The sequence below is a fragment of the Arthrobacter sp. 35W genome, from assembly GCF_000482545.1.
Lineage (GTDB): Bacteria > Actinomycetota > Actinomycetes > Actinomycetales > Micrococcaceae > Specibacter.
Window position 1 is genome coordinate 1,386,955 of record NZ_KI519454.1, and the last position, 25,916, is coordinate 1,412,870.

General features: G+C 65.5%; 20 protein-coding genes. 5 read left to right on the forward strand and 15 right to left on the reverse strand.

Going from position 1 to position 25,916, the window contains the following annotated elements; all coding sequences use genetic code 11:
* Nucleotides 1–21: 21 nt before the first annotated feature.
* The 4 genes from K254_RS25920 to K254_RS0105980 form a co-directional block, all read right to left on the reverse strand.
* Nucleotides 22–2,106: a hypothetical protein gene (locus K254_RS25920; RefSeq protein ID WP_035749054.1), complete on the reverse strand. Its 2,085-nt coding sequence runs from the start codon at nt 2,104–2,106 to the stop codon at nt 22–24.
* A 2-nt stretch (nt 2,107–2,108) separates the two neighbouring features.
* On the reverse strand, nt 2,109–2,936 hold the full coding sequence (locus K254_RS0105970; protein ID WP_026554589.1) for a carbohydrate ABC transporter permease: 828 nt from the start codon (nt 2,934–2,936) through the stop codon (nt 2,109–2,111).
* The gene (locus K254_RS0105975; protein WP_026554590.1) at nt 2,933–3,886 is read right to left on the reverse strand and encodes a carbohydrate ABC transporter permease; all 954 of its coding nucleotides are present in this window, start codon (nt 3,884–3,886) and stop codon (nt 2,933–2,935) included. Before K254_RS0105975 ends, K254_RS0105970 begins: the two co-directional genes overlap by 4 nt.
* Before the next feature lie 62 nt (nt 3,887–3,948).
* A complete protein-coding gene (locus K254_RS0105980; RefSeq protein WP_026554591.1) occupies nt 3,949–5,187 on the reverse strand; it encodes an extracellular solute-binding protein in 1,239 nt (412 codons plus the stop codon).
* A 174-nt stretch (nt 5,188–5,361) separates the two neighbouring features.
* On the opposite strand from K254_RS0105980, the gene K254_RS0105985 reads away from it, so the two are divergent.
* On the forward strand, nt 5,362–7,530 hold the full coding sequence (locus K254_RS0105985; RefSeq protein WP_081709927.1) for a beta-galactosidase: 2,169 nt from the start codon (nt 5,362–5,364) through the stop codon (nt 7,528–7,530).
* On the opposite strand, the gene K254_RS0105990 is transcribed toward K254_RS0105985, so the two are convergent.
* Complete coding sequence (locus K254_RS0105990) at nt 7,527–8,432, reverse strand: SMP-30/gluconolactonase/LRE family protein (protein WP_231391759.1); 906 nt, start codon at nt 8,430–8,432, stop codon at nt 7,527–7,529. The two genes, K254_RS0105985 and K254_RS0105990, sit on opposite strands and share 4 nt — an antisense overlap.
* Nucleotides 8,433–8,594: 162 nt before the next feature.
* On the opposite strand from K254_RS0105990, the gene K254_RS0105995 reads away from it, so the two are divergent.
* Complete coding sequence (locus tag K254_RS0105995; RefSeq protein WP_026554594.1) at nt 8,595–11,519, forward strand: glycoside hydrolase family 2 TIM barrel-domain containing protein; 2,925 nt, start codon at nt 8,595–8,597, stop codon at nt 11,517–11,519.
* Nucleotides 11,520–11,590: 71 nt separating this feature from the next.
* On the opposite strand, the gene K254_RS0106000 is transcribed toward K254_RS0105995, so the two are convergent.
* From K254_RS0106000 to K254_RS0106010, 3 genes are read right to left on the reverse strand one after another with little or no spacing between them, the layout of a single operon-like run.
* Nucleotides 11,591–12,895, reverse strand: a complete 1,305-nt coding sequence (locus K254_RS0106000; RefSeq protein ID WP_051388906.1) for a four-carbon acid sugar kinase family protein — start codon at nt 12,893–12,895, stop codon at nt 11,591–11,593.
* Nucleotides 12,888–14,204: a RuBisCO large subunit C-terminal-like domain-containing protein gene (locus K254_RS0106005; protein WP_081709928.1), complete on the reverse strand. Its 1,317-nt coding sequence runs from the start codon at nt 14,202–14,204 to the stop codon at nt 12,888–12,890. The genes K254_RS0106000 and K254_RS0106005 overlap by 8 nt, the downstream gene beginning before the upstream one ends.
* A gap of 5 nt (nt 14,205–14,209) precedes the next feature.
* Nucleotides 14,210–16,198, reverse strand: coding sequence for a glycoside hydrolase family 127 protein (locus K254_RS0106010; RefSeq protein WP_026554597.1), 1,989 nt, complete (start codon nt 16,196–16,198; stop codon nt 14,210–14,212).
* 105 nt (nt 16,199–16,303) lie between these two features.
* On the opposite strand from K254_RS0106010, the gene K254_RS0106015 reads away from it, so the two are divergent.
* On the forward strand, nt 16,304–17,044 hold the full coding sequence (locus K254_RS0106015; RefSeq protein WP_231391760.1) for an aspartate/glutamate racemase family protein: 741 nt from the start codon (nt 16,304–16,306) through the stop codon (nt 17,042–17,044).
* On the opposite strand, the gene K254_RS0106020 is transcribed toward K254_RS0106015, so the two are convergent.
* Nucleotides 17,034–17,987 carry a sugar-binding transcriptional regulator gene (locus K254_RS0106020; RefSeq protein WP_231391761.1) on the reverse strand — a complete coding sequence of 318 codons (954 nt, stop codon included), beginning with the start codon at nt 17,985–17,987 and terminating at the stop codon, nt 17,034–17,036. The genes K254_RS0106015 and K254_RS0106020 overlap by 11 nt on opposite strands.
* 230 nt (nt 17,988–18,217) lie before the next feature.
* Here K254_RS0106020 and K254_RS0106025 point away from each other — a divergent pair, with 230 nt between their 5' ends.
* A complete protein-coding gene (locus K254_RS0106025; protein ID WP_026554600.1) occupies nt 18,218–19,099 on the forward strand; it encodes an NAD-dependent epimerase/dehydratase family protein in 882 nt (293 codons plus the stop codon).
* 56 nt (nt 19,100–19,155) lie between these two features.
* On the opposite strand, the gene K254_RS0106030 is transcribed toward K254_RS0106025, so the two are convergent.
* The 6 genes from K254_RS0106030 to K254_RS0106055 all read right to left on the reverse strand — a co-directional run bounded on the left by K254_RS0106030 (nt 19,156) and on the right by K254_RS0106055 (nt 24,095).
* Entirely contained in the window at nt 19,156–19,527 is a 372-nt protein-coding gene (locus tag K254_RS0106030; protein WP_026554601.1) for a VOC family protein, read from the reverse strand.
* A gap of 173 nt (nt 19,528–19,700) precedes the next feature.
* Nucleotides 19,701–20,081 (reverse strand): RidA family protein, encoded by a 381-nt coding sequence (locus K254_RS0106035; protein WP_026554602.1) that lies wholly within the window; start codon nt 20,079–20,081, stop codon nt 19,701–19,703.
* 59 nt (nt 20,082–20,140) lie between these two features.
* Complete coding sequence (locus K254_RS0106040) at nt 20,141–20,905, reverse strand: amino acid ABC transporter ATP-binding protein (protein WP_026554603.1); 765 nt, start codon at nt 20,903–20,905, stop codon at nt 20,141–20,143.
* The gene (locus K254_RS0106045) at nt 20,902–21,837 is read right to left on the reverse strand and encodes an amino acid ABC transporter permease (RefSeq protein WP_051388907.1); all 936 of its coding nucleotides are present in this window, start codon (nt 21,835–21,837) and stop codon (nt 20,902–20,904) included. Before K254_RS0106045 ends, K254_RS0106040 begins: the two co-directional genes overlap by 4 nt.
* Nucleotides 21,838–21,849: 12 nt before the next feature.
* Nucleotides 21,850–22,797: an ABC transporter substrate-binding protein gene (locus K254_RS0106050; protein ID WP_051388908.1), complete on the reverse strand. Its 948-nt coding sequence runs from the start codon at nt 22,795–22,797 to the stop codon at nt 21,850–21,852.
* Nucleotides 22,797–24,095, reverse strand: a complete 1,299-nt coding sequence (locus tag K254_RS0106055; RefSeq protein WP_026554606.1) for an alpha-hydroxy acid oxidase — start codon at nt 24,093–24,095, stop codon at nt 22,797–22,799. The genes K254_RS0106050 and K254_RS0106055 overlap by 1 nt, the downstream gene beginning before the upstream one ends.
* A gap of 128 nt (nt 24,096–24,223) precedes the next feature.
* Between K254_RS0106055 and K254_RS0106060 the strand changes: the two genes are divergently transcribed.
* Nucleotides 24,224–25,903, forward strand: coding sequence for a PucR family transcriptional regulator (locus K254_RS0106060; protein ID WP_026554607.1), 1,680 nt, complete (start codon nt 24,224–24,226; stop codon nt 25,901–25,903).
* The last annotated feature ends 13 nt before the right edge of the window (nt 25,904–25,916 follow it).

A 25,916-nucleotide genomic window follows, 5' to 3' on the forward strand; every position in this document is an offset into this window, starting at 1 on the left:
ATTTGGGGATGTGTCAACGGGTCAAGGCCGCGGTGCGAAGCCTTCGAAGCGCACATCCCAGCCCTGGGGGAGCGGACGGGCAGTGGTGCCGTCGCCTTCGGTGAGCAGCTTGGCGACGGCGGCGAGGAGCCCCCCGTTCCCCGGCAGATAGAGCGGCAGCCGGTTCGCAACCTGGAAGTTGTGGCCATTGGAGAGCACCCGGTTTCTCGGCAGGGGGGACAGCAGCATTTCCAAAGCAGCGTCCGGGCGGTCGAGTTCCGTGGCGCACATGGCGACAAGCGGGAAGTCCCACCCCCAGGTGGACCTCCACTCCCACGATTCCAGCACCCAGTCGAGGGTCCGACCCATCGTTTCGAGGTCGATTCTGCCCGTCTGCGGCACGAAGCCGACGGCGCCCAGGAGCGACGGGTGGTCTATCAACTGGCTCGCGCCGCGCACAGCCTCGTACCGGCCCTCGGACACCGGGGGATCAACCAGCCGCTGCGCCGCAAGCTGCCACGAATCCGGTACGTGGTGCCCACGGCGCCGGCGCCACTGGCAGGCGACGTCCAGCGCCCAGCCGATGTAGGCAAGCTCAAATGTTGGATCCCACGTGGTCGATGAGTCGTACCGCTCTTGGGCAGGCATGAGGGGCGGCGCCAGGTGGGCGGTTCCGTCCTGCCACCACAAAACGCTGACCAGGAATTCGGCGGATTCTTCCACGAGATCCGCGTAGCGCTCAAGAACGGCAGGGTCTTCCAGCCGGGCCTTATAGATGAGTTCGGCAAAGTGGATGGGGTGGGGCTGCTGCCACAGCAGGAGCGGTCCAATGTCGTTAGGGCTGTCGATGCCCTCGGGACCGGTGTGTTTGGGCCAACGCGCTCCGGCGTAGCCGTTCCGCGCCGCGTTCTGGCGTGCTGTCGGCAGGATGCGGCGGTACCATTCGAGGCTGCGCTCCAGCAGTCCAGGGCGCCCCCACATGGCGAAGTGCGCCGCGTGCCACCAATGCATTTCGAGGTGGAACGTTCCGCCCCAGGAATTGCAGACCAGCCCGCTCTCCTGCGGAGGAAGCGATCCCGCGCACTGGATGGCTGTCAGGTATTGGGACAGGACGATCCTGCGTTCCAGCTCGGCAGCCCGTACATCGGAAGACCGGGCAAAGTCCACCGCGGCGCCGCTCTGCCAGAAGGCCCCCCAGTGCTCGGCAGCACTGGCAAAGGCCTCGGCAGCAGAGGGGAGCGGCCGGGCACAAGGATCAGGAGTGAATTCCACGATGAGGTCCACGGCGTCGCCGTTCGGAACGATGTCTATTCCGTGCTGCCCCGCAGCCTCTATGGCGGCGCCTTCCGCCCGCACACGGACTGAGTAGGTGGATGCGTCGACAGTCCTGGTGATGTGGGCGGCCCCGTCGTCAGCAATGACAACCTTGGTGGCATGCGAGTCCGGCCGGCCCCAGTCTTCGTCGGCCTCCCACGAATCATGCACTGTTGCAAAGGAGAGACGGATCCGCGCGTTCCCGGTCGCAAACAGCTCGGACGAAGCCGACACGGCCAGGATGTCGCGGCGGGGATGCACGACGGTTCTTGTCCAGGTGCGGCGCCCGCCCAGGGAAAACGCGCTGGAAATCTGTCCACCCCAGAGGTCGAGGCACTGGTCGATGTCCTCTAGCTCTGTGGGGTCAACGACGTCGGCGCCACTGTCTGGATGGCGCAAAACGTAGGCGATCCGACCCAAATGCAGTCGCTGTGGGTTGACCCAAAAGTAGTGTCCGGCCGGCTGGTCACGCCGTGCGTCATCATCGCTGAGCCGCCAATCGTACGCGGTGGGGTACCTGCGGGACATGCCGTCGGGTGTCGGGAATTCCTCCATGGTGTCCTCAAGGTCGAGGCCATGGGGGTTGGGTGCCCAATGGTACGCCCACTGTGCCTGGGTTCCCAGCGGCATGCCGCTGCGGTTTCCAGCCCGTGAGGCCGAGCGGCTGTGCCAGTCCGCGAAAGTCTGCAGGCCCGTCGCATCGGCGGTGAAACAAAACTCTCCGTTGCCAACACTCAATGGCGATTCGACGTCGACGGTGGATCGGCTGATCCGGTGGCGGTTGACGACTGATTTGCGGTCGATTCCGTCCATGGTCAGCCCTTCACCGCCCCTGAGTTCACACTGCTCATGACCTGGCGGCGGAAGAGGAGGAACAAAACGATCAGGGGGATGGTGGCCAGCAGTGTCGCGACCATGACCACGGGGTAGTCGCTGGTTCCATACGAGCCGTTGAGCTGCTGGAGGGCGACGGGCAGCGTATACAGGTTGGAATCATTGAGGACAAGCAAGGGCCAAAGGTATTCGTTCCAATTCCACATGAACTGGAATACTGTGAAGCCCGCGATGGCCGGCCGAAGGGCGGGCAGGCCGACGTGCCAGAAGACCCGAAGGAAGCTGGCACCATCGACGCGAGCGGCTTCGATCACCTCATACTGCACGGATTCCCGCGCCGCCTGCCGCATCCAAAAGATGCCGAAAGCGCTGGCGGCTCCCGGAACCAGGAGCGGCAGATAGGTGTTGATCCAGCCCAGATCCACGTAGATCTGCAGGGTGGGCACCAGCATCACACCGGTCGGCAGAGTCATGGTGGCGAGCAGTATCCCGAACAACCAATTGCGGCCCGGGAAACGGAACGTGGCAAAGACGAAACCGGACAGGGCGGCGACTGCAACCGTCAGCAGCGTCGCCGAGATGGAGACGACGGCGGAGTTTGCAAAGGCCTGAAGGAAATTGACGCTCTCAAGCAGGCGGCCGAGGTTTGCGAAGAATTCAGTACCGGGGATGAGCCGTGGTGGGCTACCGAAGATGTCCGATGTGCGCCCAGTCGACATGACCAGAAGCCAATAGAAGGGAAAGGCAAATAGGCCCGCAAGAGGCAAGAGGACAAGATGTTTCAGCCATGCCAGACGACCCTGTTTCATGATGCTTCCTTTCGTCGTTTGCCCATGACGCGTGCATTGATGGCGGCCAGAAGTATCAGTACCGCGAAAATTCCCCACCCGATGGCCGTCGCAAAGCCGAGATCGGTGGGGACCGTTTGAGTAGTCCCGCCCATGTAGCGGACCTGGAGGAACATCATGGTCACTACCGAATCGTTCGGACCACCGAGACCGTTGGTGAGGACCTGCGGCTCGGTGAAGATCTGGAATCCGCTAATGGTCCCCGTTACTGCCACGAACAGAATCGTGGGCCAGATCATGGGAATGGTGATTGATCGGAAGATTCTCAATGATCCTGCGCCGTCCAACCGTGCCGCCTCGTAGAGGGATGGCGGAATTGAGGACATGCCGGACAGGAAGATGACCACGAAATAGCCGAAGCTGCGCCAGAAGATCATGATCGAAACCACCAGCCGTGTTCCCCACTCCGTGCTCAACCAGGGCACCTTGTCCAGGCCAACAGCCTGGAGGCCGCTGTTGATGATGCCGTACTCGTTGGAGAAGAGTGACTGGAACACGATGGCCACGGCAACGATGGATGTCACCTGGGGCAGGAAGAACAGCGTCTGGTACAGACCCTTGGCCGCAAGCCGACGGGAGCTGAGCAGCGCCGCCGCGCCGAGGGCAGCGACCACCACAGGCACCTGTGCCGTGAGAAAAATGACCACCGTGTTGCTGAGTGCACTCTGGAACTCGCCGGAGGTAAACAGCCGGATGAATTGGTCGAATCCAACAGGCGTCATCTTCCCCAGTCCGTCCCACGAGACCGTGGACAGATACAAGGCGTAGACCAGGGGAAACAGGCCGAAAACGGCAAATAGAATGAAAAAGGGCGAAATGGCAAGGTACTCACGCCAGTACGTCCACACGGATCGTTGCTTCAATGTCTGCCGGGCGCTCGGGCGGGTACGTGGTCGAGTCATAAGGGTCATGGTGGGTCCTGCGGCGCGTGGCGGCACGGTCCGTAGGACGGACCGTGCCGCCACCGCCATCCTTACTTTGAGGCGGTGGTCTTGAGGAGGTCCTGGTACACGGTCGCCGGGTCTGCGCCGGTATTTGCGATGTCGGTCATGGCGACAAAGAACTGGGTGCTGACTACGGTGCTGTTGCTGCCCTGGTAGACGGAAGGTGCGTCCGTGGCCGACTTCGCCAGCATGCCAAGAGTGTCCTGACCGTTGTAGAACGGCACCGGCTTTGCTGCTTCAGGATCGGCGAAGACCCCTTTGGAAGAAGGGAACAGGCCCTTGTCCAGGTAGCCGGCCTTCTGGAACTCACTGCCGCCCATGTAGGCCGCAAGCTGGCGCGCAGCGTCAGGAAACTTGGAGGCAGCCAATCCGGTCACGAACGAGCCGGCCGTGGCCACGGGGCCGCCCGGAACAGTGGCAACGCGCCAGGCTCCCGATTGCTTCTCCGCCGCCTTCTTCAGGATTCCGTCTTCCCAGGCAGGTCCGACGAACGCAATGAGGTTTTCCTGGGTCGTTGCGGCGTTCCACTCGGGTGTGTACGGCTTAACGTTGGCGCAGGTCTTGTCCTTGGCGAGCTTGCCTGCATAGAGGAAGGCATCTCGGGAAATGGGGGAGTCCGCAATGTTGACTTCCTTCCCGTCCTTCAGCTGTACATATGCGTAGCCTTTCTGGGCGAGCCGTGCCTGGTACACCTGGGCTGCAGTATCGCAGGCATGCTTCCCGCTCGCGGCCGCGGCTTCGGCGAGCTTGCTGTAGGCCTCCCATGAGTCAAGTTTGGCCGCAACTTGTTCGGGATCCGAGGGATAACCCAATGCCTCGAATGCATCGGCCCGGTAGAACAGGCCCCACGGTCCGATGTCCGTTGGCAGTGCCATCTGCTTGCCGTCGAGGGTCACGCCCGCTTTGAGTGATGCGGCGGTTGCGTCGCTTGCTTTCGCCTCCGCGCTTAGATCAAGGAACTGGTCTGAAACCTGGAAAAAGGAGGGGAGGCTGCCGCCCATGATGACAACGTCGGGAAGTCCGCTCTTGGATCGCAGGGCGGCGCGGAGTTTGTCCTCCACATCAGGGATGTTCTGGAACTTGATGGTCCACTCAGGGAACTTCTTCGCCAATATGGTTTCGACGTCGTTGGGTACGGAATTGCCGCGTGCCCAGACTGTCAGGGTTGTGTCTTGGCTCGTGGCCGCTGTGTTGTTGCTGCCGCATCCGGCAAGAGCACTGGTGGCCAGCAGTGCCGCGCCCAGGACGAGGGATTGGAATCGTTTCATAGTGCGTTCTCCACTGTTATTAACGTCGTTGTCGTGTGGTGCCTTGCTTGCTGCCTACGAAGCGTTAGCGCTAACAATGCATATAAATTCGTCATGAGAAGACTATGCACATAGTATTAGAACGTTTCAATCGGCGCAAGAGACGGCCCTCGATCGACAAGGAAGTGAGCTCCAATGCGTGCCACAGGACAGAATTCATCCGGCAGACCGCGGCTCCTGGCCCGGGATCCGCAGCTGGGTGCGGCCTACTACAACGAGTATCTTCCGGACCCGGGCCGGTTGGCCCGCGACATGGAACTCATGCGGGAGGCGGGGATCACCCTCATCCGCGTTGGTGAATCCGTGTGGTCAACTTGGGAGCCGACGGATGGCCGCTTTGATCTCGAGTGGCTGCAACCTGTGTTGGACGCCGCGGCGGGAAATTCCATCGACGTCATCCTGGGCACGCCCACCTACGCGGTTCCGCCGTGGTTGGCGAACAAGCACCCGGAGCTGGCCATTGAGCGCGTCGATGGAGCATCGGTGCGCTGGGGTGCGCGGCAGGAGGTTGACTTTACCTCGCCGGTGTTTCGCACGTACGCCGAGCGTCTGATCAGAAACGTGCTGGCGCGCTATGGCCGCCATGAGGCAGTGGTCGGGATCCAGGTGGACAATGAACCAGGGCTGCACCTCATCGCCAACAGTGCGGTGGTCGCCCGGTTCGTGGAGCGGTTGCGCGGGGATTACGATTCCGTGGAGCACCTGAACGAAGCCTGGGGGCTTGCGTACTGGTCGCACCGGATATCCACCTGGGATGAACTCTGGCATCCCGGGGGCAACACGACTCCAGCGTACGATCTGGCGTGGCGCAGATTCCAGGCGGACCTGACCACTGAATTCATTGCGTGGCAGGCGGACATTGCCCGCCAGCTGGTGCCGGAGGACCGCTTCATCACCACGTGCATCGCCTACAACCGGGCCGCCGTGGATGACGTCGGGCTGGGGCGGGTCCTGGATGTCGTTTCAGGCAATGCCTATCTCGAGATGCAGGACGCGCTCGGCGCTGACGCATCGGCGTCGTACGGTGCGGACTACTGGTTTACGACGTCGCCGGCGGGTCTGATCCAACAGGCCGACAGGATGAGGTCCTCCCAGGGCGCCTCCTTCCTGGTGACGGAGACCGGGGCTACCTCGATTGCGGGAAGCCATCTGAACTTCCCTCCCTATGACGGCCAGCTGGCGCAGGTCGCATGGGCTCTCATCGCCCGTGGTGCCACGTTGGTGGAGTACTGGCACTGGCATACGCTGCACCACGGAGCCGAGCAGGCCTGGGGCGGCATTCTTGGCCACGACCTCGAGCCTGGCCGCACATATCGGGAGATTGCCGCCATCGGCGCGGGCCTGGCCGCCGCAGGCGAATCCCTGCGTGGGCTCCAACCGCAGGAGGATGTCGGATTCCTGTTCAGCCGCGAGAGCCGATGGGCGATGCAGTTCCAGCCGCCGCTCGCAGTGGACGGCTCACGTGCACCGGACCGGTGGAGCTATGACCGCATCGTTGGAAGGTTTGTAGAAGCGGCGTTTGACGCCGGTTTGCAGACTGGGGTTCTCGCCGTGGAGCAGCTGCCTTCCGCGTGTGAATTGCTCGACCGTTTCCCCATCCTTGTCGTGGCAGGCGCTTCTGTGTTGTCGGACGACGCCGCGGACGTGCTCTGCGCCTATGCGGAGATGGGTGGCACGCTTGTTCTGGGGATCCGCAGTGGCGCCGGGGACCAGTTGGGGCGGGCGCGCGTCTCGGCGCTCCCGGGCCCCTTCCGTTCCGCCGCGGGGGTAAGTGCCCGCGAGTCGTCCAACCTTCGCGGACTCGTGCCCTTGCTCCGGCCGGGGTCCGAGGCTCCCAGCGATGATGCAGACGGCGCCGCAAGGCAGGGCACGGCCGAGGCATGGGCGGACGCCCTTGAACTTGAAGGTGCGCAGGCGCTGCTCGGATATGACGATCCCCACCTTGGCCGGTGGGCAGCAGTAGCCGAGAATTCCTTCGGTGCCGGGCGGGTGGTGTCGGTGGGCACATTGCCGGACCGGGCCACTCTCGCCAATCTCTTGCGCTCCATCGCCGAAGGCACTGGAGCCGACGGCATTCTGGCCTCCACGGTGGTTCCGCAGAAGCCCGGGCATGTGACGGTTCATGGGGCGGTGAACGCAGCCATGGAGACCATCTGGTTCCTCCACAACTGGAGTGCTGCTCCGGTTGACGTCCCCCTTGCCGCGCCCTTGATGGACCTTCTGGACCCTGCCCGGCTGGTCCACACGGGATCCGTTCAGCTCGCCCCATGGGGAGTGCGCGTCTTCATTGGAAGGCCCGGCTAGAGGCCCGTCGGCGGATGCGGGGCGGTCGTCAGCGTCCTTAGGCGGTAGAGCGACGACGAGGCGGTGATGAACAGATCGCTGCCATCGTCGCCGCCAAAACAGACGTTCGACACTGTCTCCGGGATGGGCACATGGCCGAGGAGTCCGCCGTCGGGCGCGTAGACATAGACTCCGTCACCCGCGGAACTCCAGAGCCGGCCTTCGCGGTCAATGGCGAATCCATCGGAGGCGCCGTGGGGGACCGTTGCGAAGACGCGGCCGGCAGCGGCGTGGCCGCCGTCGACGTCGAACGCGAGGATGTGCTTGGCCTCCGGATGGGGGCCGTAGAATCCGGTGTCGGAGACGTAAAGGGTGCCTCCGTCGGGCGAAAAGGCGATCCCGTTTGGATGGGTCATCGAGGTGACAACGGGGGAGGCAACGCCCGTGCCGGGGTCGAAGCGAAAGACATAGCAGCCCTCGTAGTCCTGGGGCCCCGGCCGCCCCTCGCGCCCACTGGGGTGGAGGCCGTAGGGGGGATCGGTGAACCAGATGGACCCGTCGGCGGCCACCGCGACGTCATTGGGGGAGTTGAAGCGGCCACCCTCCCACCGATCCACGAGGATCTCGGTCCCGCCGTCGGCCCCTTCGCGTTCGATGGCGCGGCGGCCGTGGCTGCACTGCACGATCCTGCCCTGCTGGTCGAGGGTTCGGCCGTTGGCGAACTCGGCCTCCGCGTGGGCCACTGTTGTTTCTCCGCTCGCCTGGTCCCAGTCAAGAATCCGGTTGTTGGGGATGTCGCTGAAGCGCAGCCGTCCGGTGCGCGGCAGCCAGGCCGGCCCCTCTGTCCATGCGGCGCCCGTGTAGAGGAGTTCAGCCGAGGTGCCGGGGGGAATGAGTGCATCCATGGTCAGACCTTTCGTCATGAATCGTTTCAATGATACTATCGTCCCGCGCCCGCCTTTGCGAGGCCTGGACTCCACCGAGAGTCCTCCCATCCGTGCGGGGTAGATGCACTGCGTGTCCGATGATGCAGCCCCGAACGTCCCGCCCCCCTGCCGCACCCCCCCCATTGAACAGGACCACCGATGCCCCACTATTGGGAAGACCACACCCCCGGATCGGGCCGCCGCGAGCCCCGCGCGGACGCGCTCAGCAATGCCCGCAGACTCAGCCTCAACGGCGACTGGCGGTTCCGGCTCTCGCCCACGGCGGCGGGCACGGGGGCCGGCTTTGTCCACGCTGGCTTTGACGATAGTGGATGGGATGCCATCCGGGTGCCTTCCCACTGGGTTTTGGAACCCGTCACGCCACTGGCAGGCGGCCCCGCACGCTCTTTGCGCGGCACCGCCGAGGGCCCGCTGTACACCAACACGGCACTCCCGATTCCCCTGGACCCCCCTCGCGTACCCACGGAAAACCCCACCGGGGACTACCGTCTGGTCTTCGACGCCGGCGAGGGCTGGGAAGCGGCGGTGCTGCGGTTCCAGGGCGTGGACTCCTGCGCGAAGGTGTGGCTCAACGGCAAGGAGCTGGGCTACTCCACGGGCAGCCGGTCGCCGTTCGAGTTTGACGCCACGGTGGCCCCAGGCGAGAACGTGCTGGCCGTGCGGGTCCACCGCTGGTCTTCGGGCACCTACCTCGAAGACCAGGACATGTGGTGGCTGCCGGGGATCTTCCGCGATGTCGAGCTGATCGAACGGCCTGTCGGGGCCATCGACGACTTCTTCGTCCATGCCGGCTACGACCATCGAACAGGCCAGGGCACGCTGAGCATCGACGCCTCAACGCCGGCCCTCGTGGAGATCCCGGACCTGGGCATCAGCATGGCGGCAGGGGCGACCTCCACCGTGCCCGTGGAACCCTGGAGCGCCGAATCCCCCAGGTTGTACCGGGGCACACTCACCTCCGCCGGCGAAACGATTGAGCTCCGCATTGGATTCCGCACCATTGGGATCCACGACGGCGTGCTCCTTGCCAATGGCCGGCCGGTGTTCTTCCGCGGGGTGAACCGCCACGAACACCATCCGGACACGGGGCGAACCCTGGACCGCGAGACGATGGTCCAGGACATCGTGGCGATGAAGCAAAACAACATCAACGCCGTGCGCACCAGCCACTATCCACCGCACCCGGAGTTCATCCGGCTGTGCGACGAGTACGGGCTCTGGGTGGTGGAGGAAGCGGACCTTGAGACCCATGGCTTCATCTACGCCGGATGGGAGGGCAATCCGCCGGCCGATCCGCAGTGGCTGCCGGCCATGATGGACCGCACCCGGCGCATGGTGGAGCGCGACAAGAACAGTCCCAGCGTGGTGGTGTGGTCCATGGCGAACGAGAGCTGGGTGGGCGGAAACTTCGATGCCCTCGAGTCCTGGATCCGCGACCGCGACCCTTCGCGACCGATCCACTACGAGCGTGATCCGAGCTACCACAACTCGGACTTCGCCTCGCTGATGTACCCATCGTTGGAGCTTTTAGAGCAGATCGGCCGCCGCGAGGATCCCCGCCCCGAGGGAATCAGCGACGGCGAGGACGACCGCCGTCGTTCACTGCCGTTCCTGCTCTGCGAGTACGCCCACGCCATGGGCAACGGTCCCGGATCGTTGGCCGACTACCACCGCATCATGAGATCGCACGAGCGGTTCTGCGGTGGTTTTGTGTGGGAATGGATCGACCATGGCTTCCGGAACCGGAATGCTTCGGGCCAGGAGTTCATCATGCATGGCTCCGATGTCGCCTACCGTCCAAATGGTGGCCGGTACTGCCTTGACGGCCTGGTCTTCTCGGACCGCACGCCCTCGCCGGGACTTGCCGAACTCAAAAAGGTCATCCAGCCCGTGGAGATTTCCGTGGGTGAAAGGATCCTCATCCGCAACGGCTACGACGCACTGGCGCTGGACCACCTGGTCTTCCGGTGGCGTTTGGAGGTCGATGGCGTGCTTGAATCCAGTGGCGTCCTGGACGTCCCGCCGACGGCCGCAGGGGAGGGTGCCACGCTGGCCATCCCGGCGGAACCCGGACTTGATCCGGGGGAGTGGTGGCTGACGGTGGAGGCCGTCCTCGCCGACGATGCCGCGTGGGCGCCGGCGGGTCACCTTGTTGCCTGGTCCCAGGGGCTGCTCGCCGCCCGCCCCGCGCGTCAAACTCCCGGGCCGCTGCGGCGGGTGTCGTCGTCCAACGACGTGCTCCAGCTCGGTGATGCGCTCTTTGACGCCACCTCCGGAAGGCTCACCCGGCTCGGACGCCTGGAACTCGACGGTCCGCGCCTGGACGTGCACCGTGCACCCACTGAGAACGACCGCGGGCAGGGCGGCAGCAACAATCTCGCCGCCGTGTGGCTCGCCGTCGGAATCGACAGGATGCAGCACCGCGTCGACAGCGTCGAAACAGACGGCGACAGCATCAGGGTGGCAGGGCGCTGTGCCGCGGCCACGCACCCCCATGCCATCGAGTACACCTTCGACTGGAGCGCCGACGATGCAGGGCTGCGGTTGGAGTCCTCCGTGGAATTCACGGGACCGTGGGCAGACACGCCGTACCAGCACCGCGACATCGTCCTGCCCCGGCTGGGCCTTCGGCTCGGCCTTCCCGGCGCCTACACCGACGCCAGATGGTTTGGCCGGGGGCCGGGGGAGTCCTACGTGGATTCCAGGGAGGCCGCGGGCATCGGAATCCACGCCTCAAGCATTGATGCCCTGCAGACTGCGTATCCGGTCCCCCAGGAGAATGGCAACCATGTCGACACCCGGTGGCTGGAATTGGCGGGCCGTGGACTGCCCACCCTGCGCGTTGACGGTGGACCGGCATTCGACTTCACCGCGCGGCGCTGGTCTAGCGAGGCCCTCGAGACGGCCAGGCATCCCCACGACCTGGTCGATTCGGGCACGGTGTTCTTGAACGTGGACCACGCCCAGATGGGGCTGGGGTCGGCGGCCTGCGGACCAGCGTTGCCCGATCAGTACCGGATTCCCCGCGAACGCACCACCTGGAGCGTCCGCTTCCGGGCCTGAGGACTTAAAAGCTGCTGGCGGGGAGTGCGGAGTTCCGCACTCCCCGCCAGCAGCGGGGCCAGCGTAAAGGCTCAGTTGATGGATGCAGCGCTCTGCCGGGAGCCCAGTGTGCGGATGGTCTCGAAGAGGTCCACCGGCCCCACCTGGCCGCCCTTGAGCAGCATCTCGACGCCGTCCACCCAGCCCTTGGCCGAACCAACCGTGCACAGGACGACGTTGCCCACCGGGTTTGACGCGATCGACAGCGAGCGGGCGCCCAGCCGGACGAGGACGTGGCTGGAGGTGTCCCCGCCGCACACAATCACCCGCCGGGTTGCGCCGCGGTGGAGTGCTGCCTCAACAACCGCCGAGAGCCTGGCGGCGAGCGTCTCGACAAGGCTCAGGCCCGCACAGGCTTCCGCCGCGTCGGCGCCGGTGGTGACCACCACGCTTCGCCCCGCTGAAAGCTCGGCAAGGACGCGCTCCAGAAGTGGCGCGTCATCCCGCCCCGAGAGCTCGAGGACGGTCCAGCCCTGGCGCCGGGCGTCCTGGACCTGGCGCGCCGTCTGGTGCGATTGGGAGCCCGAGACGGCAAGCACAGGTCCATCCGGGTTCAGCTGGCCACTGCCGGCCCCCAGGGTTTCAGCGCCCTGGGAGAGGGCCGCCGCCAGGCCCCGCGTAAATCCGCCAGAACCAAGGACAAACTGCGGGGTGTGCGGCTGTGCTGCCGCAACCACGGCTTCCCCGACCATGTCGACGTGCCCGTCCGTGATGGCATCGAGCACTGTGGCCGCCTCGCTGCGCTGTGCCAGATTGGCGGCAATGGACTGGGCATCGGTGTACTCGGTGAGGTGGAGGCTGCCGATGGCCAAGTGGGTCTGCCGCGACAGATGCCTGGCAAGGTCCGACTCGTCCATCGGCGTCGTGGGGTGCGCGGACATGGTCGGTTGGCGGTCGAGGCGGTGGACAGTTCCCTGCTCGGCCGCGAAATGATGGCCAAACGCTGTATATCGGCCGAAGTCGGGCTGCGCGAAGAGCATGGGCACCGTGGCCGGTCCGAACACCCCCTGCGCGATCTCCAGCACGCGGCCAAGGCTGCCAATGCTGGGGGAGGAGTCGGCGGTTGAGCAGGCCTTGTACTGCAGGATCCGCGGCCCCAGGGCAGCCAGCGCCTCGAGCGCGGGTTGGACCTCCGCCGCCAACGTGCCGGTGGGCAGCGAGCGGGCGACGCCGGCAATTCCGACGGCATCCACCTCCCCGGCCGCGGCCTTCAACTCCTCGGGATCCGGAAGGCCGAGGAAGAGCCTGCTCGTCCACCCTGCGCGCCGCAATTGGAGAAGGACATCGACGCTGCCGGTGAAATCATCTCCGTAAAAGGCGAACCGCAGGCTATCCACGTGGTGCTCCAAACATTTCGGTGGCCCGCCGCAGGTCGACCGATGCGGCGAGGGCCGTTGCGGTGGTTTCGCCGCGCGCGGCAGAATCCCAGGCCGCGCGCATGCTCCGCACCCCGGCGGCCGGCCCATCGGGATGGCCATGGATCCCACCGCCGGCGAGGACCAACAGATCATCGGTGCCCGTGGCCGCGTAGGTTGCGTGGGCAAGGCCTGCCCACTGTCCGGACGATAGTACAGGCAAGGTCGCCGTCTGCCCCAGCAGGGGTTCGCGCACCGCGGCAATCGAGTCCAGCACCTCGGCGTCGCTCTCGTAGAACTTGTTGCTGATGCCGTTCGTGTGGAGGTGGTCGACGCCGGAGAGCCTGGCCATCTTCTGCCAGGCCCGGAAGGAGAAGCCCAACTGGTCCGATCGGCTGATGGAGCCGAACATGGCCCGGTGTCCATGGATGGGGACCGTTGCATGGCGGCGCAGGAATTCAACCCCCGCCAGCCCGACCATGTTGATGCAGGCCATGACGCAGGTGCCGCCGGCCTCGACGACGAGATCATGGTTGGCTTCGAGCCGGCCGATGTCGTCGGTGATGTTGAAGGCATACATCGGCATCACGCCTGTGCGGTCGGCATGCCGGCGAAGCACGGGCATCACGGCGCGGACCCGCTCAGCCAGGGGGGCCGATGGGCCATTGCCCTGCAGCTCGTCGTCCTTGATGAAGTCCACTCCGGCGCCTGCCAGTTCCGCGACCACCTCGGCGAGGTCCGCCGGCGACAGCCCGATGCTCGGCTTGACGATGGTCCCCAGCAGCGCACCGGAGGGTCGGGACATGAGCCTTCTGGTTCCTTCAATGCCGAAGGCCGGCCCCGGATAGCGCTCCGCGAAGGCCGGGGGAAGGTCCAGATCCATGAGCTTGATGGCGGCGAGCTCTTTGATCTCGAACAGATTGCCGGCCACGGCGGCCTGAAGGTTTGGCAGCGAGGGCCCGAAGTTGGCCAGCGGGAAACGGATCCGCAGCTTCGCCCGGCGGCGTTTGGCCGGATCGCCGACGGCGCCGGGAAGCGGCGAGGAGCCCGTCAGGGGAATCTCCTCGAGGTCCACCACCTGGGCTGCGAAGCGGGAACGCAGCTCATCGGACTCCCGGGCGACCCGGACAAACGTCCCGGTCGACTGTTCGCCGGCAAGCACAGCGGCGGCCCGCTGGAGGTCCAGGGAGGTTTCGATATGGTACGTCGCCACCACGTATTGTGGGTCTGCTTCGGCCACAGCGCCGGCGGACGTGGCCGGCGCCTGATGAGGAAGTGTCGTTTCAGTCATTGGTGTCACCATGCCAACGGGAGCCAGACGGACATTTCGGAGGGCCCGCGGTTGCCCCAGGCAAAGTAGGGGATCAGCCTCACGGGAGCGGTGCGCAGCTCGGCGTCGTCAACCTCGGCATAGAGCCCCTGTTCCTGGACCTGCGGGAGAATGACTGCCTCGCATTCGAGCACCACCATCGGCCGTCCTTCGACGTCGCGCTCCACGGGTGTGAAGGTGGTGCCGCGGCGCAGCGCAACCTGCTCCATCCTCACGCCATCGGGCAGATCCTGGCTTTCGACGCAGTAGACGACAGGACCACGGGTCACGGCAACCTGGTTGGAGATTTCCTCGGCCAGACGGTGCCCGCGGACCATTCTCACCGGCATGGGCAGCACCAGGGAGATGGTGTCGCCCACCTGCCACGGCCGGTCAAGGGTGGCGTACGTCCCTGGCGCGCCGACGGCAACCTGTTCGCCGTTGACGGCGATGGTGCTGCCTTCACTCCAGCCGGGAATGCGCAGTTTCAGCGGCAGCCCGCCGTCCGCCACCGAGGTTACGGTGAAGTCGACATTCTCACCCCAGGGCTGGGCGGAGGTTTCCTGCAGCCCGATGCCACGGCCGTCGACTTCGACCTGGACCTGTGCGCTTCCATAGAGGTGGACCCAAAGGCCGTCGTCCGAGGTGGACATGGCCCGCTCGTGGAACTGGGCCAGCGTGCGTGCGATGTTGGGTGGGCAGCAGAAGCAGCTCATGTATTCCGCACGCAGGCGGGCGTCCGACGGCGGCGGGGTGGGAATCGGGCGCTGGGCCGTATCGCCGGGCATGCGGAGGTCGAACGGGAGCCCACGCACCTGGCGCAGGGGGTTCGTATAGAAGTAGCGCGTTCCATCGAGGCTGATGCTGGCCAGCAGGCTGTTGTAGGCAATCCGTTCAATGACGTCGGCATACGCCGCGTCACCGGTGAGTGCCAGCATCCGCTCGCTCCAAAAGATCATGCCGATGTTGGCGCAGGATTCGTTGTGTGCCGTGGTGTTGGGCAGCTGGAACGCCCGCCCGTACGCCTGGTGCACGCGGCTGATGTCGCTTTGCATGGGGTTGCCGTCCGGAGAGGCGCCGTCGTACAAGGCACCGCACCCTCCGGTGATGTAGAGCTTGGTGTCAACCACGTCCTTCCAGAGGCGGTCGAGCACGGTGGCGAGCTCATCGTCGCCGGTCTCGGCGACGATGTCCGCAAGCCCCGCGTACAGATAGTTGGCCCGGACCGCGTGGCCCGCGGCGACCTTCTGGTCCCGGACCCGCACACGGTCCTGGTTGTCATCGCCCCCCTCGAAGTCGTCACGCACGGTGACAAAGGATTCGGCCAAACGGAGGTAGCGTTCGTTGCCGGTCTCCCTGTACAGCTCAATGACGGCCATGTAGTGGGACGGGCAGATTGCACTGCGTGCCAGCTGGTCCGTGTGGTTTGTGGCCAGATCCTCCAGGAACCCGGCAGCCCTTTCCGCGGCGTCCAACAGAACCGTGCTGCCGGTGACGCGGTGGTGGCGCACGCCGGCAGTGATCAGGTGGCCCAGGTTGTACGTTTCGAAGTTGAACCTGTCGGCAAGGGCCTGGGCCGTTTCGCTGTTGCGCTCGGCAATGCGGGTGGGCGTGTGGAGGTAGCCGTCCTCACGCTGGACCGAGGCGATCTTGGCGGCGATCTGGTTGATCTCCTCTGCCAGCTCTGGATCGGGTGTGGTCTCCAGCAGGCTGATGGCCGCCTCGAGCCACTTGTAGAAATCACCGTCCAGGAACGGAGGGCCCTGGTGCCTGCCCTGGGCATCGCCGGCCGCGATGAGGAAATTCCGCCACCCGGGACTCACCGCCGGATCACTGAGCGAGTTCCACATGCTTGGCACAGTGACTGTGCGGGTGCGTTCAAGTTGATCTCCCCAGAAGCCGCCGTCCCACGTGATATTGGCTGCGGCAAGTGCGGAGAGCGGAGCATGCTGGCGCTTCGCTGTACTGCTGTTCATGGTGTCGTCCTCGTTGTCGATTCCCTCATCAGGCGGGCGCCTGCATGCGTTGGTGACTATTCTCGCAAACTCGAATGAATATTCACAATAGCCGAGCGCAGTGATATGCTCAACGCGAACGAGGGGGTGAATATTCTCTCGAAGATGACTGAACACGCACGAACGGACAACGAAATGAATGAAACCCCCAGGATCGCGTTGCTGCACACGGGCGCGGTCGTGATCGGTCCCGTCATGGACATCGTGAAACGGGAGCTGCCGGGCGTTACGGCCATCAACTACCTGGACGATCGCATTGTCGCCGACCTCAGCGACCCCGAGCTGTTCGATTCGGTGCCCCGCCGTGTTGGCGCACTGGCAAGGGCAGCAGCGGACGCCGGTGCAGTTGCCGTCATGTTGACGTGCTCGTCCATTTCAGAATTGGCGGCGCCCATTTCGGCCGAGGTGGGGATTCCGATCCTCAGGATCGATGAGGCCATGGCCGATGAGGCTGTTGCGGCTGGGGACCGGATCACGGTGCTGGCAACCCTGGCGACAACCTGCGCGCCGACGACCCGGCTCATTGCCGAGCGGGCCAAGGCGGCCGGGCGCACGCCATCCATCAACAGTGTGGTTGTTGAAGGCGCCTTCGCCGCAGTATCGTCCGGCGATCGTGCCAGGCACGATGTCCTGGTGGCCGCCGCGATCCAAAAGGCCTCGGAGTCCTCCGATGTGGTGGTGCTGGCGCAGGCCTCGATGGCAAGCGCCGCCCAGATCTGCGACGTGGCGGTGCCGGTGTTGACGAGCATGGAATCAGGCGTGAAGCGTCTCCACCAGCTGCTCGCGGCGCTCCCCGCTAAGGGGTGAGCCCAACGGGCAGCGGATCCGCGGCGGAACTGTCCGGAGCCACCAGTGCTTCAGCGGTGTGGATGTCGGTAACGAGCACGTTGACCCAGCCCCCGGCCAAGGCCCCGCGGATGGGTTCACGTTTGCGCCGGCCGCCGGCGACGCCCATGCGGCGGGGGATCGACAGGAAGTTCTCAACGGGTATGGAAATGGTGCGTGAGGCGAGGTCGCCCGTGACGGAGGTTCCATCCGCGGTGAAGACATGGTGACAAATGTCGCCGACGGCTCCCGCCGCCAGCAGCCGCTCAAGATCCTGCGGGGAGAAGGCATTCCCGCTTTCGGCAAGCAAGTCAGAGGGTTCAATGCTGCCGATGCCCACCACGGCCATGGTGAGTTCGCTCCATCGCCGCGTCACCTCGGTCAGGGCGACATCCTGCAGCAGGCTGTCGCGGGTGGCCCGGTCCGCGACCACGCCGGGGGCCGGCACGTAGACCGGTTTGGCGCCGAGCATCCGGGCGAACTCGCCCGCGAGCCGCTGCGCCTGGTTCTGGACCTCGGGTGTTCCGATGCCACCCAGAAGCTGCACCACTTCGGCGGCGCCGCCAACGGTGAAGGGGCGCATCCTGTCGACCAGGGCCAGCAGCGTCTGGCTCCACGAGGAGATGCCGATGCGGTCGCCGCCGCCCAGTGTGGCCTCAAGGTAGCTCCCGGCCGCCGCGCCGAGCGCAGAGTGGACGGCGAGTTCGTCGTCGTCGTTCTCGATATCGACGACGACGGCTTCCAGCAGGCCGAATTTCGCTTCGAGCTGCTCTTCCAGGTCCGAATACAGGCCCGGAGAGACCATGACAGTGGTGCGGACGATTCCCTGGGCGGCGGCCCGCTTGAGGAGGCGGGAGACCTTCGCCTGGGAGATGTTCAGGGCCGTGGCGATGTCTGCCTGGCGGATGCCACGCTCATGGTACATGCGGGCAACTTTTGTCAGGAGCCGTACTTGCCCGTCAACTACAGTGTGGCGGCCGCTGGGCATGGGGGTCTCCGATCGGGGTGGCGAAACTGCAGGATGCATCCCGTGGATGTCCAGCCGTGGAACCGTCCATGCATGCTTGCCACAATTGTATCAGTATTCGTTATTGACAGATTATTCAATTGGTGGAAGGTCCAGACAACCACCATGCACACAGAGAAGAGCAACGCATGCGCATTGCAGTAACCGGCAGCTCAGGGAAGCTGGGTCGGGCCACGGTTGACCGGCTGCGCCAGGACGGGCATGACGTCGTTGGGCTGGACCTCGCGGGAGCCCCCGGCGTTGGATTCACCCGGGTGGACCTTGCCGACTACGGCCAGACGATCGACAGCCTGCTCGGCGTCACGGCACGGCATGAAGGGCTGGATGCGGTGGTCCACCTCGCAGCCATACCCGTCAACGGGCTGGTGCCCGATGCCGCGACGTTCCAGAACAACATCACCGTCAGCTTCAATGTTGTCCACGCTGCCATGCGGGCCGGCGTCCGCAGGATTGTCACGGCATCCAGCATCACGGCCATGGGATTCCCCTTCGACGAACCGCCGGCGGCCCTGCCCATCGACGAATCCACCACCGCCGCCAACAACACCTACGCTTTGGGCAAAGTGGCGGAAGAGGCCATGTGGCGCGAGCTTGTCCGGTGGGAGGAGGGCTTGAGCATCAGCTCGCTGCGGTTCACCAACGTCGTTGCTCCCGGCGAGTATGGAAGCTTTGCCCGGGCCTCCAATCCCGACTACAGGCGCGACCTGATGTTCAGCTACGTTGACTCACGCGATGGTGCCCTAGCGGTGTCACTCGCGCTGGAGCACGCGTCGCCCGGCTTTGACGTGTACGACGTCGCAGCGTCGGACACCGGAAGTGCCATTCCCACGGCGGAGCTCGCCACACTCCACTTTCCCGGCGTCCCGCTGCGGAAGGGTCTGGGCGAGTTTGAAACGCTCATGTCCATCGACAAGGCGCGGAGCCGCTGGGGATTTGAACCGGAGCACCTGTGGCGCGGCGAATACGCGGCGCACCTGGCATCGCTCCCAGCCGGCCCCTCTCCCACCTGAGGCGTCCACGCACCGGCCGGTGCCTCCGCAGTGCGGAGGCACCGGCCGGTGGCTGGTCAGCGGTGCTGGTCCACAATGATCGGATTGCCGTCCGGATCTTGCAGCATGAAGCTGGCCGGTCCCGTCGATTCCTCATCCGCCTCCGAGAGGAACTGCACGCCCTGGGCCTTCAAGTCCCGCTGGAGGTCGCGGACATCGGTGAAGGAGCCGAGCTCCTGCGCATTCTGGTTCCAACCGGGGTTGAACGTCAGGGCGTTCTGCTCGAACATTCCCTGGAAGAGCCCAATGACGGTCTCGCCATTCTTCAGAATCAGCCAGTTTTGGGCGATGTCGCCACCGTGCTTGGTAAAGCCGAGCTTCCCGTAGAAGGCCGCCGAGGCCTCGATGTCCTTCACGGTGAGGCTGATCGAAAAGGCGCCCAGTTCCATGTTCCCTGCTCCGCTCTGAGTGGTGGATTCCCTACGATGATGGTCGGAGACCATCTGGGCGGAGCCTAGCACCGTGGCAGTGCACGCGGCCCCTGTCACGCACAAAACTGAGTGACAGCTATCGCACACTCCACGCTCTGGAACGTGCGATAACTGTCACTCAGTTGGGTGGATCAGGGGATGGCGGCGACGACGTCGATCTCGACCAGGAAGTCGCCCAGGAACGAGCCCACGGTGGTGCGCGCCGGGAAGGGTGCCTCGATGTACTTGGCGTAGATGCTGTTGAAGCCGTTGAAGTCGCGGCCCGGGTGGTGCAGGTGCACGGTGGCCTTGACGACGTGGGAGAAGTCCAGCCCGTGCGCGGCCAGGACGGCGGAGAGGTTCTTCATGGCCTGCACGCTCTGCTCTTCGATGGTGGTGCCCACCGTGTCCCCGGTCACCGGGTCATGCGGCGTCTGCCCCGCCGTGTAGAGGAAGCCGTTGGCGGCGATGGCCTGGGAGTACGGGCCCGCGGGGACGGGGGCAAGCGTGGTGGTGATCTGCTCTCGGAGCATGGGGTGGTTCCTTTCTGGATGCCGGCCGGCGGGCCGGCCAACGGGTGGGACGGTGGTGGTCAGAGGACCTTGGAGAGGAAGGCCTGGGTGCGTTCGTGCTTCGGGTTGCCCAGGACCTCGGCGGGCGGGCCGCTTTCGACGACGACGCCCTGGTCCATGAAGACCACCTGGTCGGCGACCTGGCGGGCGAAGGCGAGCTCGTGGGTGACCACGACCATCGTCATCCCGGCCTCGGCGAGGGACTTCATGACGTCGAGCACCTCGCCGACGAGCTCGGGGTCCAGGGCCGACGTCGGCTCATCGAAGAGCATGAGCTTGGGCTTCATGGCCAGCGCCCGGGCGATGGCCACCCGCTGCTGCTGCCCGCCGGAGAGCTCCTGGGGGTAGGCGCCGCCGCGGTTGCCGAGCCCGACCCGGTCCAGCAGCGTCTGCGCCTCGACGGTGACCTCGCTGCGCGGGCGGCCCAGGACCCGGATGGGCGCTTCGACAATGTTCTCCAGCACCGTCATGTGCGGGAAGAGGTTGAAGCGTTGGAAGACCATCCCGGCGGCCCGCCGTGAGCGCGCCGTTTGGCGTTCCTTCATTTCGTAGAGCTTGCCGTTGCGTTCGGCGTAGCCCACCAGCTGCTGGTCCACGTACAGGCGTCCGGCGTCGACCTTTTCCAGGTGGTTGATGCAGCGCAGGAAGGTCGTCTTTCCGGAACCGGACGGGCCGATCAGGCAGGTAACCGAGCCGCGGTCGATCTTCAGAGTGATGCCCTTGAGGATCTCCGTGGAGCCGAAGCTCTTGCGGACGCCCTGGGCTTCCACCATGGCGGTGTTCATGATGCTGTCCTTGTCTTTGCGCGGCGGGCGGCCTTCGGAGCGGTCTCGAAGCCGCGGCCGTAGCGCCGTTCAAGTTTGGTTTGGAAGAAGCTCAGGATGGTGGTCATCAGCAGGTACCAGAGGCTGGCCACGATGAGCAGCGGGATGGTTTGGTAGTTGTTGGAGTAGATGATCTGCGCCGAGTACAGCAGGTCCGAGATGGCGAGCACACTGACCAGGGACGTGCCCTTGAGCATCGAGATCACCTGGTTGCCGGTCGGCGGGAGGACGACCCGCATGGCCTGGGGCAGGATGACCCGGCGCATGAGCAGGCCGCCGTTCATGCCCAGAGCCCTGGCGGCGTCGTACTGGCCCTTGTCCACGGAGCGGATGCCGCCGCGGATGATCTCCGCCATGTAGGCGGCCTCGTTCAGGGACAGGCCCAGCAGTGCGGCGCCCAGCGGGGTGATGAGCACATTGGCCGAACCCAGGGCCAGCGCGGGGCCGCCGAAGGGAAGGCCGAAGGCGATCACCGGGTAGAGGGCGGCGATGTTGTACCAAAAGATCAGCTGCACCAGCAGGGGGGTGCCGCGGAAGAACCAGATGTAGCCGCGCGCGATGGTGCTGACAATCGGGTTGGCCGAGAGCCGCATGATCGCCAGGACCGTGCCGAGTGCGATGCCCACGCTCATGGACACCACCGTCAGCACAATGGTCAGCACGGCGCCGGTGAGGATCTGTGGGGCGAAGAGGTAGGAGATGACGACGTCCCAGTGGTAGCGCTGGTTCACCGCGATGTCCCACGCTCCGCCGAGTGCCAGAACGATGAGGACGATGGCAAGGGCCATGCGGACCGGGTGCCTCAGCGGCACCACCGGGATGGAACCACTGGCGGGGGCAGGTGCCTCCGGCGCGTCCTGGCTGGTGCCAGGGAGGGAATGTTGCTGCTGCATGGTAGCCATCTCCTATTGGGCGAAGTTGACGCGGGCGTCGGTGATGGCGCTTGAATCAAGGCCGTACTTGCCGAGCACCTTGCGGTAGGAATCGCTGGTGACGACGGTGGCAAGTGCTGCACCGACGGACTTCACCAGCCCGGAGTCCTTGGGCATGCCGACCCCAACTGCTGCGAAGTCATAGGCCGCTGCGACCACAACCTGGGGATTCTGCGAGGACGCAAAGTTCAGGATGGGCTGGTCTGCCAGCACCGCGTCCAGGCGTCCGCTGGTTAGGGCCGAGATGGCCTGGCGGGTGTCCTGGAACTCGTTGGTGTGGATGACGTCCTTGCCGGCTGCCGTGCAGGCGGCGTTGGTGGCGGGAACGTTGACGGTGAGCTGGTAGGAGCCGGTCAACAGACCGACGTTCTTTCCACACAGGGCCGCTTCACTGTCAATGCCGTGGGGGTTGCCGCTTTGCACGGCGATGGCGGTGCCCATCTGCATGTAGTCAACGAAGTCCAGCACCTGCATGCGCTTCTCGGTGGGCGTCATGGAGGAGACGGTCATGTCGTACCGGCCGGCCGCGATCCCGGGAATGATCGAATCGAAGTTGGCGACCTGGATTTCAACGCTCACACCCAGCGCCTGGCCGATCAGCCGGGCAATGTCCGGGTTGGCCCCTGTCATCTCCTGGGTGCCCTCACGGTAGAACTGCGTGGGCGGCTCATTGGTGGGGATGGCAACGCGCAGGACCTTGGAGGACTTGATCGACTCCGGGAGCAGCTGCACTGCCGCATCGTTCGCGGCCAGGGCGGGGACGCCGGTGTCCCCTCCAGCCGATCCGCCGGTGGTGGCCGGGCCGGCGGACGATGCGCTCGGTCCACAGGCGGTGACTGCGAACAGCAGTGCCGCTGCAGCAAGTGCGGCCGGGACGGTGCGCTTGAAGATTTTCACGGGCGGTGCGGTGAGGGTGTTCATCAGGGGGTCCTCATCTCTGCAAAGGCCAACTCGGCCAGGGGGGTTTCGGTGGGGTGGGTCGGGGTGAAGGCCTCGCTGCGGTGCCGGACCAGGTCGCGGCCCTCTTCGCGCAGCTCGGCGATGGTGGAGACGCCGAGCAGCATCATGGTTCGGGTCATCTCGGCGGACAGGAGATCCAGGACGTGGGTGACGCCGGCCTGGCTGGCGGCAGCAAGTCCGTACAGGTACGGCCGGCCGATGGAACAGGCGTCGGCGCCGAGGGCCAGGGCCTTGATGACGTCCGAACCGCGGCGGACGCCGCCGTCGACGATGATTTCCATGCGCCCGGCCGTCTTGTCGACGATCTCGGGCAGCACATCCAGAGGCGAGGCCATGTGGTCCAGCTGCCGTCCACCGTGGTTGCTGACCTGGATGGCATCGATGCCCATCTCGGCCGCAAGAACGGCGTCCCGCGGGTTGACGAGGCCCTTGAGGATGATCGGACCATTCCAGCGTGCCCGCAGATCGCGGATGTCGTCCCAGTCCGTCGGCTCGTACGAGCCGGCCAGCAGAGTCCGCCACATGTCCGGGGTGCTGGACAGCGGTCCCTCGGGGATCTCGGCGTCCAGGTTCGGGAAGGCGATCGCATCGTTCGCCAGGAAACCCAGGGCCCAGCGCGGGTGCAGGGCGCCCTCGATGACCGTCTTGGGCTTGATCGACGGCGGAGCGGTGAAGCCGTTGCGGTAGTCGCGCTCGCGGTGGCCGATGGCCCGGCAGTCGACATTGACCATCAGGGCCTCGTAGCCGGCGTTGGACACCCTGTCGAGCACGGCCTGCAGCAGGCCCTTGTCGGCGGTGGGCTCCAGGTTGAACCAGCGGCGCAGTCCGGGGGCGGCGGCGCTGACCGCTTCCATCGTCGTCGTGCTCAGGTGGGCCAGCCCGTAGGGGATGCCGGCCGCAAGGGCCGCACGGGCGACGGCGGACTCGCCGTCGGGGTGGAACAACCTGGTGCCACCGGTGGGGGAGAGCGTCAGCGGCATCGCGACCGGACCGCCCAGCAGGGTCGAGCCGAGGGTCTGGTGCTCGACGGACCCCCACTTCGGCAGGAACGACCAGTCATCGAAGGAGGAGAGGTTGCGGCGCAGGGACGCCTCGTCCTCGCCGCCGCCCTCAATGTAGTCGAACACACTGCCGGGAAGGCGCTTCGCGGCCAATTTCCGCATGTCTTCGATGCTGTAGCAACGCCGCGACAGCCGCTCCGACACGGACCGGGCCGGCCCCTGCACTGATGCCAGTGCCTTGATGTCTGTGAATTTCATTTCGCATCCTCTTGTTTCCTGCGTGGAACCCTGATCGGCGCCTTTCGTCAATAGTGACCCACGCCACAGGGCATCTATATGGAAATTCCTACAGAAGATATGCAGAACATTTGTGATATCGTCCACGCATGGATGCCATGGAGCAGGATCATTCGGAGCGCGAGAAGAATGCCGCAGTGGTGCGGTTGGCGGATTGCATCCAGCTGATGCAGGCTGATCTGGTCCACGCCAATCCCACGCCGGAAAACCTGGGGCGCCCCGTCTCGGACGTCCTGATGTACGACCCCAGGGATGAATGGACAAGCATTGACGGCCGGATCATTCTGGCCGTGGGGATGGTTTGTGGTTCACCGGATTTCGACCAGCTGCTGCACCGGGCCGCGAACAGCAACGCCGCGGCCGTCATCGTCAAGGCCCATGGTGCAACGCTGGAACAGCTGCGGGCCGCTGCGGTCCGGCATGATCTTGCGGTGCTTGTCGCCCCGGGCGGCGCGGACTGGACCCGCCTGGTGGCGCTGGCCAGGACCTCCGTCATGGGTGCCGCGGTGGACGCCGTCTCGGGGATCCGGCTCGGGGACCTTTACGCCTTCGCCAACGCTGCCGCCTCGATCACCAATGGTGCGGCCAGCATCGTTGACCCTTTGGGCAGGGTGCTGGGGTACTCCACCCTGCCCGGCCAGCCCATCGACGAGCTGCGCCGTGCCACCACCTTGTCCCTGCAGGAGGTCGATCCGCCGGCGTTCGACGCGGACTTCAAGACCGTCTACGCCTCGCCGCGGGCCGTGCTGATCCCCGGCGAGGACGATGAACTGGCCCGCCTTGGCCTGGCTGTGCGGGCCGGCGGAGAGCTGCTGGGCTCGATCTGGATCATCGATCCGGGGGAGGACCGGCGTGAAGCTGCCCTGGATGCGCTCACGAGGATGGCGCCGCTGGCCGGGCTGCACATGCTCCATGCCCGCTCGGCGTCGGACTTTGGGGAGCGCCGCAACGGGGACTTGATCCGCACCCTTGTGGACGACCCGGCGCATGCCTCCTTCGCGGCCGCCCAGCTGGGCCTTGACCCAACCCGCGGGCTCGCCGTCGCAGCCTTCTCCATCATCCGCCCGGAAGCCGGGAGCCTGGAATCCGTACGCGACATCCACAGGCTCCTGCACCTTGTCACCACCGTGTGCAACCTCCAATTCGCCACGAGCCACAGCGCCCTGATCGGCTCCGTGGTTTATGCCCTCCTGCCCTGCGAGGGGGCGGCCCCGCGGTCCGTGCACCGGCGGGTGCTGGCGGACATCGGCGCCTACTCGCACACCATCAGTGCCTTCCCGGTCGCCGCAGCGGTTGGCGGAATCGCCTCCCGGGTGGAGGATCTGCCGGGATCCAGAACGGAGGCGCTGGAAACCCTGGCGTACCTGCTGCAACGGCAGGCGGGCCCACCGGCCGCCGGGGGAGGCCGGGCCTCCGCCGTCGGACTCGTTGAAGACCACCGGGTGCCGCTGAATCTGCTGAAGATCGGGGCCTTCATCGCGGAGAAGGGCTTGGGCGACCATGATGACTTTGCCAGGATCCGGGCCAATGATGCCCAGCAGCAGACCGAGTATCTTGACACCCTGCGAGAGTACCTGGCCTCGAACGGCAGCATCTCCACGATGGCGGCACGGCTCCACGTGCACAACAACACCGTCCGCTACCGGGTGGCCCGTCTGGCCAAGGACTTTGACCTCGATCTGGACGATCCGCAGAAACGGCTCTGGCTCTGGCTGCGTCTGGCCACCATGGACCTTGCAGCCGGGGCGGAGCCGGCGGCGGCGCGGTAGGCGCGCTGCGCCG

Coding starts and splice junctions, on each gene's coding strand:
- K254_RS0106030 (WP_026554601.1), bottom strand. CDS start 19,527: ATGGAACTGGGCGCCTTTTCGATCAGCCTCACCGTGAAGGACATCGAG.
- K254_RS0105980 (WP_026554591.1), bottom strand. CDS start 5,187: ATGAAACGATTCCAATCCCTCGTCCTGGGCGCGGCACTGCTGGCCACC.
- K254_RS0106050 (WP_051388908.1), bottom strand. CDS start 22,797: ATGAACACCCTCACCGCACCGCCCGTGAAAATCTTCAAGCGCACCGTC.
- K254_RS0106025 (WP_026554600.1), top strand. CDS start 18,218: ATGCGCATTGCAGTAACCGGCAGCTCAGGGAAGCTGGGTCGGGCCACG.
- K254_RS0106005 (WP_081709928.1), bottom strand. CDS start 14,204: ATGACTGAAACGACACTTCCTCATCAGGCGCCGGCCACGTCCGCCGGC.
- K254_RS0105985 (WP_081709927.1), top strand. CDS start 5,362: ATGCGTGCCACAGGACAGAATTCATCCGGCAGACCGCGGCTCCTGGCC.
- K254_RS0105975 (WP_026554590.1), bottom strand. CDS start 3,886: ATGACCCTTATGACTCGACCACGTACCCGCCCGAGCGCCCGGCAGACA.
- K254_RS25920 (WP_035749054.1), bottom strand. CDS start 2,106: ATGGACGGAATCGACCGCAAATCAGTCGTCAACCGCCACCGGATCAGC.
- K254_RS0105990 (WP_231391759.1), bottom strand. CDS start 8,432: ATGACGAAAGGTCTGACCATGGATGCACTCATTCCCCCCGGCACCTCG.
- K254_RS0106015 (WP_231391760.1), top strand. CDS start 16,304: ATGCTCAACGCGAACGAGGGGGTGAATATTCTCTCGAAGATGACTGAA.
- K254_RS0106060 (WP_026554607.1), top strand. CDS start 24,224: ATGGATGCCATGGAGCAGGATCATTCGGAGCGCGAGAAGAATGCCGCA.
- K254_RS0106040 (WP_026554603.1), bottom strand. CDS start 20,905: ATGAACACCGCCATGGTGGAAGCCCAGGGCGTCCGCAAGAGCTTCGGC.
- K254_RS0106020 (WP_231391761.1), bottom strand. CDS start 17,987: ATGTACCATGAGCGTGGCATCCGCCAGGCAGACATCGCCACGGCCCTG.
- K254_RS0106055 (WP_026554606.1), bottom strand. CDS start 24,095: ATGAAATTCACAGACATCAAGGCACTGGCATCAGTGCAGGGGCCGGCC.
- K254_RS0105995 (WP_026554594.1), top strand. CDS start 8,595: ATGCCCCACTATTGGGAAGACCACACCCCCGGATCGGGCCGCCGCGAG.
- K254_RS0106045 (WP_051388907.1), bottom strand. CDS start 21,837: ATGCAGCAGCAACATTCCCTCCCTGGCACCAGCCAGGACGCGCCGGAG.
- K254_RS0105970 (WP_026554589.1), bottom strand. CDS start 2,936: ATGAAACAGGGTCGTCTGGCATGGCTGAAACATCTTGTCCTCTTGCCT.
- K254_RS0106010 (WP_026554597.1), bottom strand. CDS start 16,198: ATGAACAGCAGTACAGCGAAGCGCCAGCATGCTCCGCTCTCCGCACTT.
- K254_RS0106035 (WP_026554602.1), bottom strand. CDS start 20,081: ATGCTCCGAGAGCAGATCACCACCACGCTTGCCCCCGTCCCCGCGGGC.